The organism is Neobacillus citreus (genome assembly GCF_018343545.2).
GTDB classification, from domain to species: Bacteria; Bacillota; Bacilli; order Bacillales; family Cytobacillaceae; genus Neobacillus; species Neobacillus citreus.
Genome location: NZ_JAGYPE020000015.1, coordinates 41,499 through 58,858, shown reverse-complemented (window position 1 = coordinate 58,858; position 17,360 = coordinate 41,499). Strand labels below are relative to the sequence as shown.

Here is a 17,360-nt window from a genome sequence, read left to right as displayed (position 1 = left end):
TTAATAAACCTTAATTACTCAAAATTCACACATTATTAATTTATGCAAAAACTTTGAGTCTATTTACTATATAAATAATTTTTCCTTGACAAAATTACTAAAGTAAGAAAAAACACCTTATTCTTTAGTATAGTGAGATTGTCCTGAGAGCACTACTACACAGAATTGTGTATTCACCTATGATAGAGGAGTCACTGCCTAAAATATTCCTTCCATTTGCCTTTCAATTAAATTTCTAAACATTCCCTTCGTATCCATGGTTAATTGTACATATTCACCCTTTTGAATAATTTCACCATCTTCAAGAACGACAACCTGGTCGGCATTTCGAATTGTCGACAAACGGTGTGCTATAACAATAATTGTCACTTTTCCTTTTAATCGTTCAATAGCTTCCTGAATCTTCCCTTCATTTTCAGTATCCAGAGCACTGGTTGCCTCATCAAGAATAAGGATGGATGGATTTCTAAGAATTGCCCGCGCTAAAACAAGCCGCTGACGCTCACCACCAGACAGTTTGACACCTCGATCACCAATAATCGTTTCAAGACCTAGTGGCAGGGCTTTTACGAATCCAGCAGCCGATGAAAATTCCAAAGCTCCCCAAATTTGTTTATCACTAGCATTTGGTTCAACTAGTAGCAGGTTCTCCTTTATACTGCCATTAAACAAAAATGGATCTTGTGGTACATAGCTAATAGCCTTCCTAAGAGATAAAAGTTTATCTTCTGTTAAAGGATTTCCGTCCAGGAAAATCTGCCCCTTTGCTGGTTTATTAAGTCCCATGAGGAGATCTATTATCGTGGTCTTTCCAGCCCCAGACTTGCCAACAATGGCAGTCATTTGATTGGCAGGAATACTTAGATTAATGTTTTTTAGAGCATATTTTACGTTATTGTTGTATCTGAAATAAATATGATCACATTGTATGCTTTCTTTAAATCCAATTGGTGTATATTCTATTCGTTCCTCATCAAGTTTAAATTCTTTAGCATGCCTACTTTCTTCTTGAATAGCCAACACTGCTTTCAGTGAAGGCAGCATTGTCGCGATTTGTTCCAAAGAAGCTTGGATACTTGACACTGTTGGCCACAGCCTCCCAAAGATAACAATAATTAACATCAATTGTCCTGCCTGTGCACTAAATAAATTAACAGATATATATAAGAAAATAACCATAAAAATAGCAGATGAAATCTTATAATGTAATTGTGTTGTTGATTTTATCTTCATATACTCAACTTGTTGAGAAACCATTTCATTTGATATAGAGCTGAACCATTCCATACTAGATTTTTCTAAAGTATTACTCTTTATTTCTTTAATACCATTTATCTGATCTGTTATACCCGCTAGATATTCTTTTCCTAATTCAAAACTTTGTTTCCCAAGTGAGAAGGAACGTTTAAGGAATTTTCTATTAAACACTAGCAAAATTGAACCACAAAGTAATACAAAGATAGTTATAACAGGTGAAAGAAAAAGAGCTAGACCAATTTGAAATAACGAAAAAATCAAAGAAGATAGAAATTGCAAAAAAGAAAGAACGCCTAAACTAGACCGGGCAATTTCTGTAGTAAGTATATTTATTAGATCAGATTTTCTTTTTTGTGTAAAAAAACCCCATTTTGCATATAGAAAAGAATGGTATATCCCTTTTTTCATATGATTTAAAAAACCATACTGAATTTGAGCATTTTTAATTTGAACTTTTCTGCTATTGATATTTTGAATTATAACGAAAAGCAAATACAATAATAATACAACTGGAAAACCGATTGACGGTGGAAGTTCACTTATAAAACTAAATATGTTATAGAGTTGGTTATCATTTGGGCCCATGTTTACTATTCCAGTCATATTTATTAAAGGAACTAGTAACAAAATACCGAAGGAAGCAATCAGCCCATTTAAACTCATTGCCAATAGATTAAAATATAATGAATTACCAGCAAAATGGCGAACTTGTACTATAAAATAAACCAGAGCTTTCATTAAATTAACTCCCTATTTTTAAAATTTCTCCAAAACACCAAAAAAGGGCGAAGTAAGAAATAAAGAAAATGAACTTGTTTTGGTAAAGGAAAAGTTTCATAATCTGAAAAAGAGGGATGCATCACTCTTAACCCTAAAATAATTCTTTGTTTAATATTTCTAATTGAAAATAGGTATCTTTTATTATATTTTTTAGCAATTTGGGAGGACTCTCCATTATCAAACTCTACTTTATTTTCTAAAAAGAATAATGCCTTCTCTGCTAACAGTTTAGATGATTTTTTATTATAAAATAATATAGCTTCATCATTTATTTTCGTTCCGAAAATTTTATTAGCTAAAATAAGCCCCTGCCCTACAATTTTTTGATAATTATATTTTTCAATCATTAAATTTAATTTTTTCCAATCTAATTCCTGGCTTGTTATTTGACGAATATCTACCAACCACCTTAACCGAAACCATCCATGACGAGCGCCATGTACCATTAAAAATAAAAACAAATCTTCTTTTCCTAAATAATATACAGGAAATTTAGTGAGTTCACTTTTCCTTCTTCTATCCCATAACTCGGTAAAAGGTGGTTCGATCATAGGTGCAGGATGTAACCTCCAATGTATCTCCAGATTAACTTTCTTGACAGGATGATTAAAACTCACATGATGAATTCTCCATTTCCAGTCATTCAATATACTTCCCTGGTATTCTTCAATATAGCCTTCTTTTAATAAAAGCGCTTTAGTCTTTTCTAGTTGATTTATTTCGACCAAGATATCCAAATCTTTTGATGTACGAAGTGAAATATCCCCATATAAATCCTTTGCTATCACAGGTCCTTTTACATAAAGATGATTAATATTTTCTTCAAACAAAAGTTTGCTTATATACTCCATTTCTGCACTTAAATGGAGCATTTGAAACGTATTTTTTTGATACTGATTTGAAAGCAAATCAATAATACTTTTTGGAGCGGTAAAATTTTCATATTGTTTTATCTTCAAATAAAGCTTTGAATAAACACGATGGTGCATAGCCAGATCAATAAATTTATCCCAGTCTATATTTTGAAATAAAAGACTATTTTCAAGGTTATTACTTTTATCAACTTTTATTAATTCAATAATCATTTGAAGTTCTTTAGGTATTCTTGAAATATCAAGATTGAGTGACTCTGTCATAATTTTGCTTGCTTCCCTTCACAATTTTTGCGAATTTTTGTACGACAGTATAGCTCTCCATTCCTTCTTTACCAGTAATATAATATGAACCATTCCGTAACCAGGCATGTGCGATTAATTTTCCTGTTTCATCTTTTGCAATACCAAGATAAAGAGTACAATCCAGATGGCGTTTCTCAAGCATTTTCATTGCTGCAAAAGCTTTTACAAGACATTCACTTTCCCAAAATGTATACCCGCTCATTAAATAAATTGCTTTTGATATTTGCTTTAAAGTCTGCAATTTCGATGAATCCATATCAAAAGATGTATCTTCCATGGGAAAACCCAAAGAAGGGGCTACTTTTGAAAATGGTATCCATTTTAATATTCGCCCCCATGCTAAATAAAAATATGCTTCTATTAAGATTTTCCTCATTTCCTTTGGAAAAGAAAAAAAGGTCCTTAGTTTTCTCATAAGTTAGTCCCTTCTATTCTATAAATCTTTGTTTTCCATATATATTTTAATTAAATTTTCTTCTAATAACATATTTAAAAAGGAAAGAACCTGCTTTTTGCATTCTTCTTCTCCAACATCATATGTTTCAATTAAACAATTAATAAGCGCTTTAATGGATTTTGGTTCTTTTATTTGATCCCATATTTTCCCACCTACTGACCCCAAATTATAATATTTACCATTGGGAATGCTTAACATAACCTTTTCTCCATCCATATCACTTGTGATATTTCCTTCTAGCTGGCTAACTATATGTTCAAGTGAAATAGTTTTAATCATGATACAGCTCCCCTTTTTACCTTTGATAATATTAAATCAACTAATTCATGGGCAGTGAAACGGGAATTTGGCCTGTGAATTTGGTAAAAATCCAACTTATTTATCAAATTTGCTGAAGTGTCAAAATGCCATTGCATTAATCCTGCTCGTTTAATGATAAAATTTCTAAAGGTATTACGAAATAATACCGGGAATCTTTCAAGTCTGTTAATCGTTGTTATTTCTACGTCTTTTTCATTACTTTTAATTAGTTCGAATACACCTGCAAAAGGAATCGGTTTATTTACAAAATGATCTTTGATTGGTATTACATATTTTGTTTCTCTATCATAAATTGATTGAAAATGCTCGGACTCCATCCCAAAAGACTCCAAACTTTCCTGCCATAACTTCTGTTGAGGATATGATGGAGTTACAATAGGAATATTTCCTTCAGATACAGAAACGGCTATCACATCATCAGTTAATAATTGATATCCCCTTTTAATAAATGCAGAGGCTAAGGTTGATTTACCGACACCAGAATCTCCTACAATGCCATATGCCTGCCCATCTATCACTACAGCACTACCATGAATAGGAAGAATCATCCTTTGCATTAATAGTACCCCCATGCAGGATCCTAAAATATATAGGCGAATTTGGGATTCATTCGCTCCATCAATTGGTGAAATTGAAATAATACTTCCAGATTCCACCTTGAAAATTGCCACTTTAGGGACTTCGAACATGCATAAATGTTCTGTTACATAGATACTTTTTTTCGGTTCAGCTAGAGATGACCATAAATCCGCTAAATTCTCGTTTAAAATTTTTACTTCCGTTTCATTTCCATCAACTGGGACTTCCTCCAATTCAGGTAAAGAAAAATCACTGGAAATTTTCAATCCAAAAGCTTTATAAGCAACAATCTTTGAGATTTCAATCAAACAATTACACCTACTTTTATTAAAGTGTGTCCCGATTAAAAGAAAAACCCTTATACTCAAAAATGTATAAGGGTTTTCTTGCTAGGATAAATTATTAAGTATACCTTGAGCAACTATCAAGATGGACCATGCATTGCTTCATCACCATCCCAATCGTCTTGGACCTGATTAGGAAATCCTCTCATTGTCTGGTTAATATCCAGAACTTCCAGTAGCGGCTGTTTCCATTCTATTTTCATCTTTATCACCTCCTTTAAAGGATTTTAAAAAACGCCAAACAATTAAACTTCGCATTAATACTTGGTATTCCGGATGAATTGCATAATTTTCTTGTGGACCGTTTTTTACTTGGGCGAGTGCTGATTTTAGATAGTCAATATTCAAAAATTCAGCAACCAAATCATCTTTTACCAATTGTTGCAGTTCCTTAGTAAATTGATTCCAAGAAGGTGCCATTCGTTGAACCCAATCAGCCGATTGGATTCCCCTTACCTTTTGATTTAGTCGGACTTTATCGGGTAAATACCCCTCTGTTGCCCTTCTAATTAATGCACGGTCCCTCCCCTCCATTACATATTGTTCTATTGGCAAAGATAAACAATAATTTATTACCCGTATATCATTAGTGGGATCACGACTTACTAAACCATAACGTAATGATAATTTGGTAATTGCAGTTCCAGTAACCTGTATACTGTAAACCTGTTCAAAGTGTTGTCTTCTAAAATCAATTCTGTTAATTTTTAATGGATTAATTTGATCAATTCCATATTGTTTCAGCTTTTCGTATACATTCATTTTATTTGCAAATTCAGGATTAATAAGCAAGGATAGTGGATTAGTAGTTTGAATGTTATTATTAAGAAATGGAAATGCCCTTCTTATAATATTCGAATAGATAAATCTTTTATTTGTTATACCAGAATTTTGTTGATAAAGCCCAATTTCTTGATATAGTTTAATTAATCTTAACCTTTTCAATAAAATTCCATAGTAGTCTAATGCCGGTCCCCAAGATATTGTCATATTTCCCCTTGAACCACTTAACAAAACGCCTACATCATCCATGCCTGCTTTTTCAAATATTCCTTTTATCCAATAACCATTTTCTAAAGTCTTAAAGGGCATTTCTAATATATCAACCATTTCATCTATTTCAGAAAATGGACTTTTATTGCTAAAACTAAAATATTGATCCTTTATATTCCCAACATATTGGACAGTGGATTGAATAAACGGCCGCTCATCTGCAACAGCATATTTGGAAGTCCAGTCATCGAAATCTTTTATCGGTATAAAACTATAGGTATGTAGCTGTTTATTCTGCTTTTGTAAAGTCCTAGCTGCAAAACTAACAACGCTCCCTGAATCTAGACCACCACTTAGCTGTGAACCAACGGTTCGAAATGTTCTAATTTTCGAATCAACTGACTCTTGAAAAATTTCACGAAAAGATTCTATATAATCTTCGTCTCTCTTAAATCTTATTTTGTCACTTATAACCAACCTATTATATTTTGTAATGGTAACCTTTCCTTCTACTACTGAAAATGAATGAGATGGAGGGATTTGACGAATATCTTTAAATACAGTTGAAGAAGCCTCGACAGTATCCCACATCGCAGTGATAGCTAAATATTCAGCTAGCCATTCTTCATTCAACTTTTTTTCAAGATAGGGCAAGGTTAATAATGGCCCCATTACTGTACAGAATGCAAAATTTTGATTTTTATTATAAAAATATAGCGTCTTGGTTCCTGAAAAATCTCTGGCGCCAAATAATTTTTTATTTTTTTCATCCCAAATCACGAAAGCAAAATTACCGTTTAGATGGTATGGTACCTTTTCCCCCCACTTGGCGTAAGAGAGAAGAATGAGTATACTATCGGGCATTATTTTCCTTTCAGAATGATCAATTCCTAATTTATCAAACAACTCGATTCGATTATCAATAATGGCATCGGCAGTTATCGCTAACTTTCTTTCATTGTCATAATAAGGCAACCGCTCTCCTATCGATTCTAGAGTAATCCACTGCGCATGACATCCCAAAAAAACCTTTTCTTTACTACAAATTTGTATACTATCTGCTGGAAACTTTTCTAATGCTTTCATCATTTGGTATCCGTAACTATCTGGTATTGGTACCTCATTATGATATATACCTGCTATTGCACTCATTGTTATTTTCTCCATTACTTAAAATTTATTAAGAAACGCTCAAAATATTCTTTATTAAGAACACGGTGATAAAAAATATATATCTTAAAATTCTCTGTAGCTTCGTTCTTTATTAAGAATATAGCATGTTTTATAAAAGGGACGCAACCGTTTATTTTGTTTTTTTGTAAAACAATCTAATCTTTTAAAGATCTAAAAACTTATAGAATTTAAAATAATATCCAACTAACTTAATCCATTCTGTAAAAATCCTTTTGAATTCTACTTTATTAAGAAACCAGTAATCATTAAGTGATTTTGTTGCAACATACGTTATTTCTACTCCAGTATTTGAGAAGACCCTGTCAAAAGATAATTTTGTTCTCCTCATGTGGTAGTCATTTGAAACAACTATTGCAGAATTAAATTCATATATCTCCATTAAATTCTTAGAATATACGGCACTTGTATATGTGCTGGTTGCATTTTCATCAAATATTAAATTGTTTATTGGAATCCCCAAATTTTGTGCTACCTCTGGGTACAAACCATCTACATACGCTCTTGATAGTAATACATAATCAGAATATCCTTTTTTATATAGTTCCGCTGCCTTATACAAGCGACCCGGTCCTCCACTTAAAACAATAATAACGTCGGACTTTTTAGGTTCTTCATCAACAATTAAATATTTTTTCCCAAATCCCGAAAAAAGGACTATGATTAACAATAGAACAAACATAATAACAATTAATCTCAATATTTTTTTCATTTTTTTATTCCTTAAAATAATACGGCTTTAATAACTCAAAAAATGGCAGCTTAATTGAAGAACAAAAAAATAGGATTTTTTTTACTGAAATTATCACCCGATTCATTTCCTTTATGACTCTATTAAATTAAATGAACATTAAATATTTAATTAATAAACCAATATCAGCAAGCATTGTTTTACACTAGTTTATTCAATTTTTCAGTTATTAAATATAACAAGTCACGTATAGTAATATCTTTGTTTGTGTATGCCTGTATATAGGATTTAATTAATAATTCCTTTAGTTCCTCTTGTTTATCTGATTCGTTCATCTTTCTCTCCTCCAAAGGAAAATCTAGAGTACCTATTGCTATAGCACTAATATTAAAAGATTGTCCTTATTTTCCTAATTGAGAAATAAACGCTCCGCAAAATCTTATCGTAGAAACCATTACTTTTATCTTTAAAGTTTAGATCAGTAAAGCCTCCAAATTCATGTCTATATTTAATTAAGAAATTTTCTAACGTAATAAAATCCTGCTCTTTCATTGTATTTGGATGATAACAAAAGGTCGTTACTTTAAAGGGTAGTTTACGAACTTTTCCAGATTGCTGCGGTATAAAATAAAACCCATCATATTTATAAATATCGTTAGCTATAGTATCACTAATAATTCTAATATCAGTTACTTGTCTTAAAGCTTTTAGTGTATTCATATCAAAAGTATGTGCCGGGGCAAAAAATACTCTTGCATATAAACCATGTTTTTCAAAAATCTTAATACCCTTTGAAATTTTTTTCTTTTGATCTTCCAAAGGAATATCTGCAAATTCAGACCGATAGTTAACAGGATTGATGCCACCACTATTGGAACAAAAAACATGAGTATACCCATGTAAGGCAATCTCCCATCCTTTGGTTTGCCATTCTCTCGCCATATCCCAAAATAATGGATTAAATTTATATTTATTGACTAAGTCTGTATCCTGGTTTTTCGGAATTATTCCAACTATTGGTTTTATATGATATTTTTCTAATAATTTTTCAACTTTTCCCCACTTTTCAACATCCATATATTCAGATGCATCATCTAACCTAATAAGGTACAAGGTTCAATTCTCCCAAACTTAAATATTTTTTTTAAAAATTATATTTTCAGTACTTGTTATCTTTCCTTTATTAATCATTTGTTTAACCGTATTAATTAAGTAGCGATAGACTTCTATTTTAAAAATCATCGCGAGTCCAAAATATACTACAATTCCAACCGCAAGTTGAATAATTAGTGTGTGCAACATAGAAAGACCCATCCATTTTATACTAAAAGCAACTAATCCCATTAAAAGTGATATTGCTAAAGATGGTATTATATCTTTAAACTGTTCCTTATAACTATAGTTTAATAATTTTATGTTTGGACTTGAAAAAAGAATGGTCGCTAATATGCTACTTAAAAACTCACCTATAACTATCCCATTTACTCCATAAAACAAGGTTATTCCTAAAATAACAAGGCCAATGATTTTTGTTATTACTTCTCTAGCTAAATAAATATCACCGCGTCCAATAGCAATAACGGCTTGCATATGAGCAGTTTGATAAGGCCATAACGCGAAAATTAAACAGTATATTTGTAGAAAAGGTACCGCAGGCAGCCACTTTTCTGTCAGTAATAAATATGTTAATGGCTCAGCAATTACTGCCATGCCAATCATCATTGGAAAAACAATAAAAGAACTACTCGCAATGGATCTCCTTAATATTTCCTTTACCTTTTGAATATTATCTTGCTGTGATGAAAATGTTGGTAGCATCACATCTAAAATTGAACCATTAATATTCGTAACTACAATTGCAGGAAATTGTTTCCCCCTATTATAAAAACCAAGAATATCAGCAGTAAACATTTTACTGATTATAAGGCTTCGTAAATTTGTATAAATAGCTTCAGCTAACGATGCCCCTAATATTTTCCACCCGTTTTTAAATAGCTCTCGTAATCGCTCTAATGAGAAGATTAACTTTGGTCTCCATTTTAATGTTAAAAAAAGAATTAATGTAACTAAAAATGTATTTGTTATTTGTTGTATAACCAATGACCATACACCAAAACCTAAATAAGCCATTGCAATGCCGAGTGTACCTGAAATGACTATTGAAAATAAACTGCTCTGTAAGAGCAATTTAAATAGCATTCTTATTGCAATAATTGCATTTTGAATCGATTGAAATGCCCCTATTATTAGGGTAATAGATAAAGCCCTTAATATAGTAACCAATTCAGGTTCGGAGAAATAATTTGCTATTAAGGGGGCACACAAATAAATTATGAAATATAAAATGCATGCAACAATAATATTAAAATAAAATACGGATGAATAATCTAAATCATTTGTATTCTTTTTCTGAATAAGGGCTGTGTTTAATCCACTTTGAACAAAAACATTTGCTACTGTAATAAATATTGTAACTAACACGATTAGACCAAAGTCTTTTGGCAGAAGAAGCCTTGCTAAGATAATTTGAAGAATAAATTGAATCCCCTGTGTTCCGCCCCGTTCTAAGAGTTTCCAAATTAATGATAAAATTACTTTGTTTTTTAGATTAGATTGCATTTCTTTTCCCTCGTCAATATTGAAACCCCAAACACTTAATAAACCCCTCCTGGAACCTGAAAAGATTTTGTCTGACATCTGAGGCGGATTCCAATTAATTTTTTCAAATATAGTAGTAATCTAAGCATTAGTTCACATCATACCTTATATCCTTTGATTTATAAGTCAAGTATATCTTTCTACTGTATCATCAATTTTCTTGCGAAATAATGCGGAAGCTTCAAAAGCTTCTCAAAATCTAATTTTATATCATTAAACTGTTTTAAAAATTATTTCATAGCTAGGGTTTCGAGATAACTTATATATGTCTTATATAGCTTTTTTGAAAATTCATCCGTTAACATCTCACGAACTTCATCCTTGTCTTTAAATTTAAAATCTTTTATTTTCTGTGCTAATTCCTTCACTGTCACTTTGTACTCTAATTCTTTAGGGAGCGAATAAAAACCATTTTGTTCCGGACTGATAATATTATGAATATGAGAAATAAAAGATGAGACTAAATCTTCAATATAATAAAAATTCATTACATGATCAGGATTACTTATGACTAAGGGTAAATTATTTATAGCATTGTAGCAAAATGTAGCTACGACCGAATGGTAATTAGGTAAAGCATATTTACCAAAAGTATTTGTTAATCTGTATATTATTGCCCTGGAATTCATAATATCTGCATGAGTTAGGAGTGCCCTTTCTGCTGCTATTTTACTCCTAGCGTATGGAGTGTTTGCAGATTCTGCATGTATAGTAGACGCGAGTAATATAGGACAGTTATTGTTATGTTTCCTTAGAATGTTAAGGATATTATCGAAGAATATATGATTTACTTTTTCAAATTCAGATTCATCAATCGGACGATGAACAGCTGCAAGATGAAAAATAAAATCACATTTTTTTAGGTAAGAATCTAACAATTCTGGGTTGGTATCCCGGTTCCATCTAAAAATATGGATATTCTGAAAACTCTCTAAAGCTTCAATTAAATTTCTTCCAATAAATCCTTTATCCCCTGTGATTAATATATTCATCCTACATATGCCTTCCATGTCAATAATTCCTCTTGAATTTCTTTTAAGTTTAGTAATTTATCTTTCAATTCATCTTTGGTAAGAATTTTTGTATTATTTGAATTATATTCAACGGAATGAGTTAGAAGTATTGAGCCTTCCTCAAGGTACTTTGTATAATTTAAATCCCTATTATCAGACGGTACCCTATAAAAATCTCCCATATCAATCGCCTTTGCTGACTCTTCTTTCGTTAAAAGGACCTCATATTGTTTTTCCCCGTGGCGTGTTCCTATAATGTCAATTTTATTATCTACATTAAATATTTCCTTTAAAGCTTGGGCCAAATCGCCAATATAGCATGAACTAGCCTTTTGAACCATAATGTCTCCCTGTTTTGCATTGTGGAATGCATATACAATTAAATCCACTGCTTCGTCTAAGCTCATCATAAAACGTGTCATATTTTGATCAGTTACAGTTAAATTTTGACCATCTTTTATTTGCTGAATAAACAAAGGTATTACTGAGCCTCTTGAGCACATTACATTTCCGTAGCGGGTACCGCATATTAATGTTTTATCTGGTGAAATAAATCTTGATTTGGATGTATAGACTTTCTCCATCATTGCTTTTGAAATTCCCATTGCATTCACTGGATATGCAGCTTTATCGGTAGACAAACAAATCACTTTTTTGACACCTTCAGAAATTGCGGCTGTAAGAACATTATCTGTTCCAAGGATATTAGTTTTTACTGCTTCAAGTGGAAAGTATTCGCATGAAGGAACCTGTTTTAATGCTGCAGCATGAAAGACATAATCAACTCCATAGATAGCATTCTTTATACTTTCGGAATCTCTTACATCACCAATGTAAAATTTTATTTTATTGTTATTGTACTTTTTCCTCATATCATCTTGTTTTTTCTCATCTCTGGAAAATATTCTTATCTCACCAATATCTGATGCTAAAAATCTGTCTAATACTGCATTACCAAAACTACCAGTTCCACCCGTTATTAACAGTGTTTTATTTTTAAACATATAAAAATCTCCCCTTATTCTCGATATTTTAATATTTATCCCATCTTCAACACAATTAATTAAAAAACAATATTAAATTGATTCGTCAGGATAATTTCAATAAAAAATCTCCTCAAAAATTTTCGAGGAGATTCAAATTTAAGATTGTATTTGAAGTCAGATTTCTCAATATTTATATGCTCTGTGTTAAATTATCAAACTGGCTTGCAGAATACATAGGTGTATTTACATAAAAAATATCTAGAAGAGTATCACTTTCAATTGTTTTGCCATATGATATCGTTAAAAAGTTCCGCACTTTATCTACATTAACTTCAAATAGAGATTCATCCATTTTTATCATTAGACTTAACTCGTATTTTTCAAAATAACTTAGATTTACATCATCATCATTATAATAAAAATGAATGATTGGTTTTCCTGTTGACATATAATCGAATATTTTACTTGAAATGGCTGTTGAGTTAGAAACTCCAAGATTAATAAGGAAATCAGCGTTTGCTATAATGTTATTTATTTGAGAATGTTCTACAAATCCATGTCTTATAACTGCTCCACCAGTTTCATATTGATAATTCAATAAATCTTCTTCACAACTACCCCTTGTGTAGAAATGTAATTGATATCCATCCTTGTGATTAATACTTTTAAAGATTCTATAAATATAATCTGGGGTTCTGAACCCCCTAAATAATGAACCCATATACACTAGATGTCTTTTTTCAGTATCAAATAACCTTTTGTCCATTTTGACCTTTTTAGGAATGAAAAGTGGGATATCCAGAAACTTCATTTTAGTCTGAAATGGCTCGTATTTACCGCCTAGATGATGCCTTCTATGACACTCCATATTAAATACAATATCAGAGTTTTCATAAACCATTTTTTCAAACTTCCAAGTCAATTTTTCTTTTAGCCTTTTCGGTAAGTAATTTTGACCTGATAAATAAATTAATGAATCTAATATATAAGAACCATATTTTACATCTTTGAAACGATTTTTAAATAAAACACCAGCATAAAGACAGTCGTTTGGGTCAAAAACACCTATAACACAATCAAATTTATATTTTTTATGCAACAAACTAGCTTTCTTGTAATATCTAATAACAGTTGTAGGGGAAGCAAGTGGAAACCATGGCAAATATATTAGTTTTTTAATTTTATTAATAATTTTTGCAAGTTTATAACTAATTTTTCCTTTAATAGTGTTTATATTATTTTCTCCATATTCCCTTAATTTATAGAACATGCGTTTTTTTATTCTATGGATAAATACTCCGTCATATTGATCTTCATTAGGATATCCCGGTATCCTATAAGAAATAACATGTACTTGATATCCTAGTTTAATTAATTCTTTGGCCACCTGATGAACCACTATTCCGTTAGGTTCTGGCTTAGGGTAATACATTTCTAACATAAATAAAATATGCCTTTTTTCCATACTACGCTCCCCCTCCTTTAAGTTTATTTTTAAAGCTCATTCTACTTTTGACCATTTCTAAATAAGGAAAAATTAATATTATTTCCATTGGAAAAATCTTCAACCTATGTCTTATTGCAGTTCCATAATTTTGGGTACCCCATGAAAAGATAAGATAGGTAAAAATAACAATTAATATAAATAAATATTTATATACATGCTCATTTTCACTATTGGGTTTGAAAAGCTTAAAAAACTCAAATAATTTCCAAACAACCACAATTCTTAAAAGACCATCTAACATCCATGATAATAATGTTCCAAAACTATAAACCTGCCACGGTAATGGAGCAAGAGCAAACATTAATAACCGATATGGTGTCTGTAAAAGTAGATCCATACTATTCTGTGGTGTGCTAGTAATATACGCAGTGTTTCCCTCAACTCTTTGCTTTTTATCAATAACATCATCTATTGAATCAATATTTTGAAATTTTAAAGTCATTGCTTCTCCAATTGGTGAATTAACGAGAACCATTACGACGGCAATAAAAATGGTTATCCTAACTGGGCTGAACATGGACGATCTTTTATTTCCCAAAATCGAAACACCTATAAATAGATAAGATACTACTACACCAATCATTCCTGAATGCATCATAGCAGTAAATATAGAAAATGCAATTGCAAGGAAGAAAAATAAAATATTTCGTTTGTTTATAAAGCTAATAAAATAATATAAAGACATAATAAAAAATAGTTGAATAGGCATCTCTCTTAGAAATGTAATTGAATGAATAATCTCACTTGGCCATATTGACCATATGAGAGCAGCTAAACTGGCTTTATTATTATTATTAAGCAATAAATATGCTGTCTTATATATATAATTAAAAACTAGCAATGAAGTTAAGAAAATAAAAAAATATATTTGTTCAGTATTGGGTCCAAAAATTAAATAAATAATTGCTACTAATTTTGAAAACAAATTATTTTCGTTTAATAAAAAACTTACCAAATTATGTGATTCATTCAAAAGGGCCATTGCCTGATTATTAAAATTCCACCAATCAACTCCGCCCAAAGGTAAATTTTTGTTTGTAGCTTGGTATATTAAGAGGCTATTAGTAACAGCGAAAAGAATAGTGTAAATAATCTGGTAATTTCTTTTTCTTAGCAATTTTATATTATTTAAAAAAAAGAATAAAATTAGAATATAACAAAAAGCAATTGAATGTACAGGTGCATTCGTTATACTTGATGCTATAAATGTTAGAAGTATATATATGATTAGGATTGGGGATATTTGATTAATATTTCTCAATAAAGGAAAGGACAACTTTCTACCTCCAAATAAATAATGTTAACTATAAATTATTGACTTTCCATATTGTGTAATATAAAACCTTTCTAACCACTTTACATTATCATTTACATCATATTTAGCTATAAATATCTCATCAAATTTATTTTCACGAACATAACCATTTGACACTCTTAAAACTTCTTCACTCCATCTATCTACAGGGTCATGGATAGAAAGTTTTTTTACTAAGTTTGTTATCATAACTTCATTAGGCAGTTTATTTGAAATGATACAAGGTAAACCTGCAGCCTGCGCTTCAATAACTGCGATCCCTAAACCTTCATATAGCGAGGGAAACACAAAAATATCCATTGCTTGTAGTAATTCAGAAATATCGGTACGGACCCCAGTTAAAATAACATGATTCATTAACCCTAGGCTATGAATTTTTCTCTCAATTGAAGGTCTCAGACTACCATCTCCTACTAACATCAAAACGGTTTTAGGTTTTATTTCATGTATCAATTTAAATATATCAATTATAAAATTATGATTTTTAGGAATAGTAAAATTACCGATATGTCCAATAACAAACCTATCTTCAATATTAAATTCTTTTCTTTTTCTAGACCTAAGCTCCTGGTTATAAATAAATTTCTTTATATCAATTGCATTATTTAATATAAAGAAATTTTCCTTTTTTAGTTTTTCTTTTCCAAACAACCATTCTCCTGCGGGTTTAGAACATGCGAAAAAGTAATCGGCTGTATATCGAATCCCATATTGCAAAAAATCTTTATACATTGCTTTTAACCCTTTGCCAGAGGAAGTACTATGACTATGTGCAATAGTTGTTAAACCTCTTTTCTTTGCTATTTTAAGATAGATTGAAGCTGTACTTCTGACATGGCCATGAATGATTTTGAACTCATTGTGCTCTTCAAAAAATTTTTTCCAAACCTTAATATAACTAAAATGATTTTTTCCACAATATGCTGGTACTCGAAATATTCTCCCTCCTAGTTTCAATATTTCATCATCATACGCGCATTTCTCATCTGTATGAACGATAAAATCAAATTGAATTTTAGAGCGATCAATATTCTGATATAAATTCATAATCATAGTTTCTGCACCGCCTCTATTCATTTGTGCAAAAACTTGTAGAATTCTTATTGGCTGAGACATACTAAATTCTCCTTATACCATTTTATTGCAGCTAATATCCCTTTATCAAAACTCCAGTCAGGCTGATAGTTCAACATGGCAACCGCTTTAGAAATATCTGCGTTACTGTGTCGTACATCCCCCTTTCTCTCAGGGCCAAAAATTGGTTCAATATTTTTACCAAGTGCATTACAAAGTTGTTTGTAAACATCAATGAGATATTCCCTGCCGCCATACGCAATGTTATATACTTCCCCTGCAGCTTCTTGAGAAGCCAAACATGCCTTTAAATTAGCCTCAATGACATTCTCGATATAAGTGAAATCTCTGCTATGGAGCCCATCTCCGTTAATCGTTGGTCTTTCATCATTTAATATTTGACTGGTGAATTTCGGAATTACCGCTGCGTATGCTCCATTTGGATTCTGCCTTTTACCAAATACATTAAAATACCGTAATCCATATGTGTGTAAACCGAACAATTTTGAATATAGTTTTGCATATTCCTCATTTACCCTTTTAGTGAGTGCATAGGGAGAAAGTAAGTTTCCCTCCCGACCTTCCCTTTTGGGCAAATTTGGTTCATCCCCATAAACAGAAGAACTGGAAGCATAGACAAATTTTTTGACATGGTTTTGTCTAGATGCTTCTAGCATATTAAGTGATCCTTTAATATTGATTTCTTCGTATATTAGTGGCATTTCAATACTTCTCGGAACACTTCCCCAAGCAGCCTGATGCAATACAAAATCTACTCCCAAACATGCATCCATGCAGATTTCAAAATTCCTTATATCCCCTTCTATTAACTCAAATCTCGGATTACCAATAAACAACTCAATATTTTCCTTTTTTCCAGTTGAAAAGTTATCCAATCCCTTAACTTTATAGCCGAGATTTAAAATTGCCTCAACTAAATTGGAACCAATGAATCCCGCTGCACCAGTCACAAGGAATTTCGAACCTTCTGAAAACTTTATATCTGCATAGCCCAT

General features: G+C 31.3%; 17 protein-coding genes. All 17 read right to left on the bottom strand.

Annotation, left to right across the window (positions count from 1 at the left end; all coding sequences use genetic code 11):
- Positions 1 to 198 precede the first annotated feature (198 nt).
- Positions 199 to 1,995, bottom strand: a complete 1,797-nt coding sequence (locus tag KHB02_RS10840) for an ABC transporter ATP-binding protein (RefSeq protein WP_213144427.1) — start codon at positions 1,993 to 1,995, stop codon at positions 199 to 201.
- On the bottom strand, positions 1,995 to 3,173 hold the full coding sequence (locus tag KHB02_RS10835) for a nucleotidyltransferase domain-containing protein (RefSeq protein WP_213144426.1): 1,179 nt from the start codon (positions 3,171 to 3,173) through the stop codon (positions 1,995 to 1,997). Before KHB02_RS10835 ends, KHB02_RS10840 begins: the two co-directional genes overlap by 1 nt.
- A complete protein-coding gene (locus tag KHB02_RS10830) occupies positions 3,151 to 3,591 on the bottom strand; it encodes a lasso peptide biosynthesis B2 protein (RefSeq protein ID WP_241113811.1) in 441 nt (146 codons plus the stop codon). Before KHB02_RS10830 ends, KHB02_RS10835 begins: the two co-directional genes overlap by 23 nt.
- 57 nt (positions 3,592 to 3,648) lie before the next feature.
- Positions 3,649 to 3,951, bottom strand: a complete 303-nt coding sequence (locus KHB02_RS10825) for a lasso peptide biosynthesis PqqD family chaperone (RefSeq protein ID WP_213144424.1) — start codon at positions 3,949 to 3,951, stop codon at positions 3,649 to 3,651.
- A complete protein-coding gene (locus KHB02_RS10820; protein WP_213144423.1) occupies positions 3,948 to 4,880 on the bottom strand; it encodes an HPr kinase/phosphorylase in 933 nt (310 codons plus the stop codon). Before KHB02_RS10820 ends, KHB02_RS10825 begins: the two co-directional genes overlap by 4 nt.
- 116 nt (positions 4,881 to 4,996) lie before the next feature.
- Positions 4,997 to 5,119 carry a paeninodin family lasso peptide gene (locus KHB02_RS10815; protein ID WP_213144422.1) on the bottom strand — a complete coding sequence of 41 codons (123 nt, stop codon included), beginning with the start codon at positions 5,117 to 5,119 and terminating at the stop codon, positions 4,997 to 4,999.
- On the bottom strand, positions 5,073 to 7,061 hold the full coding sequence (locus KHB02_RS10810) for an asparagine synthase-related protein (protein ID WP_213144421.1): 1,989 nt from the start codon (positions 7,059 to 7,061) through the stop codon (positions 5,073 to 5,075). Before KHB02_RS10810 ends, KHB02_RS10815 begins: the two co-directional genes overlap by 47 nt.
- Before the next feature lie 184 nt (positions 7,062 to 7,245).
- On the bottom strand, positions 7,246 to 7,812 hold the full coding sequence (locus KHB02_RS10805) for a YdcF family protein (RefSeq protein ID WP_213144420.1): 567 nt from the start codon (positions 7,810 to 7,812) through the stop codon (positions 7,246 to 7,248).
- A 179-nt stretch (positions 7,813 to 7,991) separates the two neighbouring features.
- Positions 7,992 to 8,126 (bottom strand): hypothetical protein, encoded by a 135-nt coding sequence (locus KHB02_RS29760; protein ID WP_277398219.1) that lies wholly within the window; start codon positions 8,124 to 8,126, stop codon positions 7,992 to 7,994.
- Positions 8,127 to 8,178: 52 nt separating this feature from the next.
- Entirely contained in the window at positions 8,179 to 8,904 is a 726-nt protein-coding gene (locus KHB02_RS10800) for a DUF2334 domain-containing protein (protein WP_213144419.1), read from the bottom strand.
- A gap of 18 nt (positions 8,905 to 8,922) precedes the next feature.
- Positions 8,923 to 10,410 carry a lipopolysaccharide biosynthesis protein gene (locus tag KHB02_RS10795; protein ID WP_241113810.1) on the bottom strand — a complete coding sequence of 496 codons (1,488 nt, stop codon included), beginning with the start codon at positions 10,408 to 10,410 and terminating at the stop codon, positions 8,923 to 8,925.
- A gap of 269 nt (positions 10,411 to 10,679) precedes the next feature.
- Positions 10,680 to 11,441, bottom strand: coding sequence for an NAD-dependent epimerase/dehydratase family protein (locus tag KHB02_RS10790; RefSeq protein WP_213144417.1), 762 nt, complete (start codon positions 11,439 to 11,441; stop codon positions 10,680 to 10,682).
- Positions 11,438 to 12,466, bottom strand: coding sequence for a polysaccharide biosynthesis protein (locus tag KHB02_RS10785; RefSeq protein WP_213144416.1), 1,029 nt, complete (start codon positions 12,464 to 12,466; stop codon positions 11,438 to 11,440). The genes KHB02_RS10790 and KHB02_RS10785 overlap by 4 nt, the downstream gene beginning before the upstream one ends.
- Before the next feature lie 172 nt (positions 12,467 to 12,638).
- Positions 12,639 to 13,913, bottom strand: a complete 1,275-nt coding sequence (locus KHB02_RS10780) for a glycosyltransferase family protein (RefSeq protein ID WP_213144415.1) — start codon at positions 13,911 to 13,913, stop codon at positions 12,639 to 12,641.
- Between the two features lies 1 nt (position 13,914).
- Positions 13,915 to 15,231, bottom strand: a complete 1,317-nt coding sequence (locus KHB02_RS10775) for a glycosyltransferase family 39 protein (RefSeq protein WP_213144414.1) — start codon at positions 15,229 to 15,231, stop codon at positions 13,915 to 13,917.
- Between the two features lie 24 nt (positions 15,232 to 15,255).
- Positions 15,256 to 16,386 carry a glycosyltransferase family 1 protein gene (locus KHB02_RS10770; RefSeq protein WP_213144413.1) on the bottom strand — a complete coding sequence of 377 codons (1,131 nt, stop codon included), beginning with the start codon at positions 16,384 to 16,386 and terminating at the stop codon, positions 15,256 to 15,258.
- Complete coding sequence (locus tag KHB02_RS10765) at positions 16,371 to 17,360, bottom strand: SDR family oxidoreductase (protein WP_213144412.1); 990 nt, start codon at positions 17,358 to 17,360, stop codon at positions 16,371 to 16,373. The genes KHB02_RS10770 and KHB02_RS10765 overlap by 16 nt, the downstream gene beginning before the upstream one ends.

Excerpts from the sequence above, each read along its gene's own strand:
- KHB02_RS10840 (WP_213144427.1), bottom strand. The coding sequence starts at position 1,995 with ATGAAAGCTCTGGTTTATTTTATAGTACAAGTTCGCCATTTTGCTGGT.
- KHB02_RS10835 (WP_213144426.1), bottom strand. The coding sequence starts at position 3,173 with ATGACAGAGTCACTCAATCTTGATATTTCAAGAATACCTAAAGAACTT.
- KHB02_RS10830 (WP_241113811.1), bottom strand. The coding sequence starts at position 3,591 with ATGAGGAAAATCTTAATAGAAGCATATTTTTATTTAGCATGGGGGCGA.
- KHB02_RS10825 (WP_213144424.1), bottom strand. The coding sequence starts at position 3,951 with ATGATTAAAACTATTTCACTTGAACATATAGTTAGCCAGCTAGAAGGA.
- KHB02_RS10815 (WP_213144422.1), bottom strand. The coding sequence starts at position 5,119 with ATGAAAATAGAATGGAAACAGCCGCTACTGGAAGTTCTGGATATTAAC.
- KHB02_RS10810 (WP_213144421.1), bottom strand. The coding sequence starts at position 7,061 with ATGAGTGCAATAGCAGGTATATATCATAATGAGGTACCAATACCAGAT.
- KHB02_RS10805 (WP_213144420.1), bottom strand. The coding sequence starts at position 7,812 with ATGAAAAAAATATTGAGATTAATTGTTATTATGTTTGTTCTATTGTTA.
- KHB02_RS29760 (WP_277398219.1), bottom strand. The coding sequence starts at position 8,126 with ATGAACGAATCAGATAAACAAGAGGAACTAAAGGAATTATTAATTAAA.
- KHB02_RS10795 (WP_241113810.1), bottom strand. The coding sequence starts at position 10,410 with ATGCAATCTAATCTAAAAAACAAAGTAATTTTATCATTAATTTGGAAA.
- KHB02_RS10790 (WP_213144417.1), bottom strand. The coding sequence starts at position 11,441 with ATGAATATATTAATCACAGGGGATAAAGGATTTATTGGAAGAAATTTA.
- KHB02_RS10785 (WP_213144416.1), bottom strand. The coding sequence starts at position 12,466 with ATGTTTAAAAATAAAACACTGTTAATAACGGGTGGAACTGGTAGTTTT.
- KHB02_RS10780 (WP_213144415.1), bottom strand. The coding sequence starts at position 13,913 with ATGGAAAAAAGGCATATTTTATTTATGTTAGAAATGTATTACCCTAAG.
- KHB02_RS10770 (WP_213144413.1), bottom strand. The coding sequence starts at position 16,386 with ATGTCTCAGCCAATAAGAATTCTACAAGTTTTTGCACAAATGAATAGA.
- KHB02_RS10765 (WP_213144412.1), bottom strand. The coding sequence starts at position 17,360 with ATGGGCTATGCAGATATAAAGTTTTCAGAAGGTTCGAAATTCCTTGTG.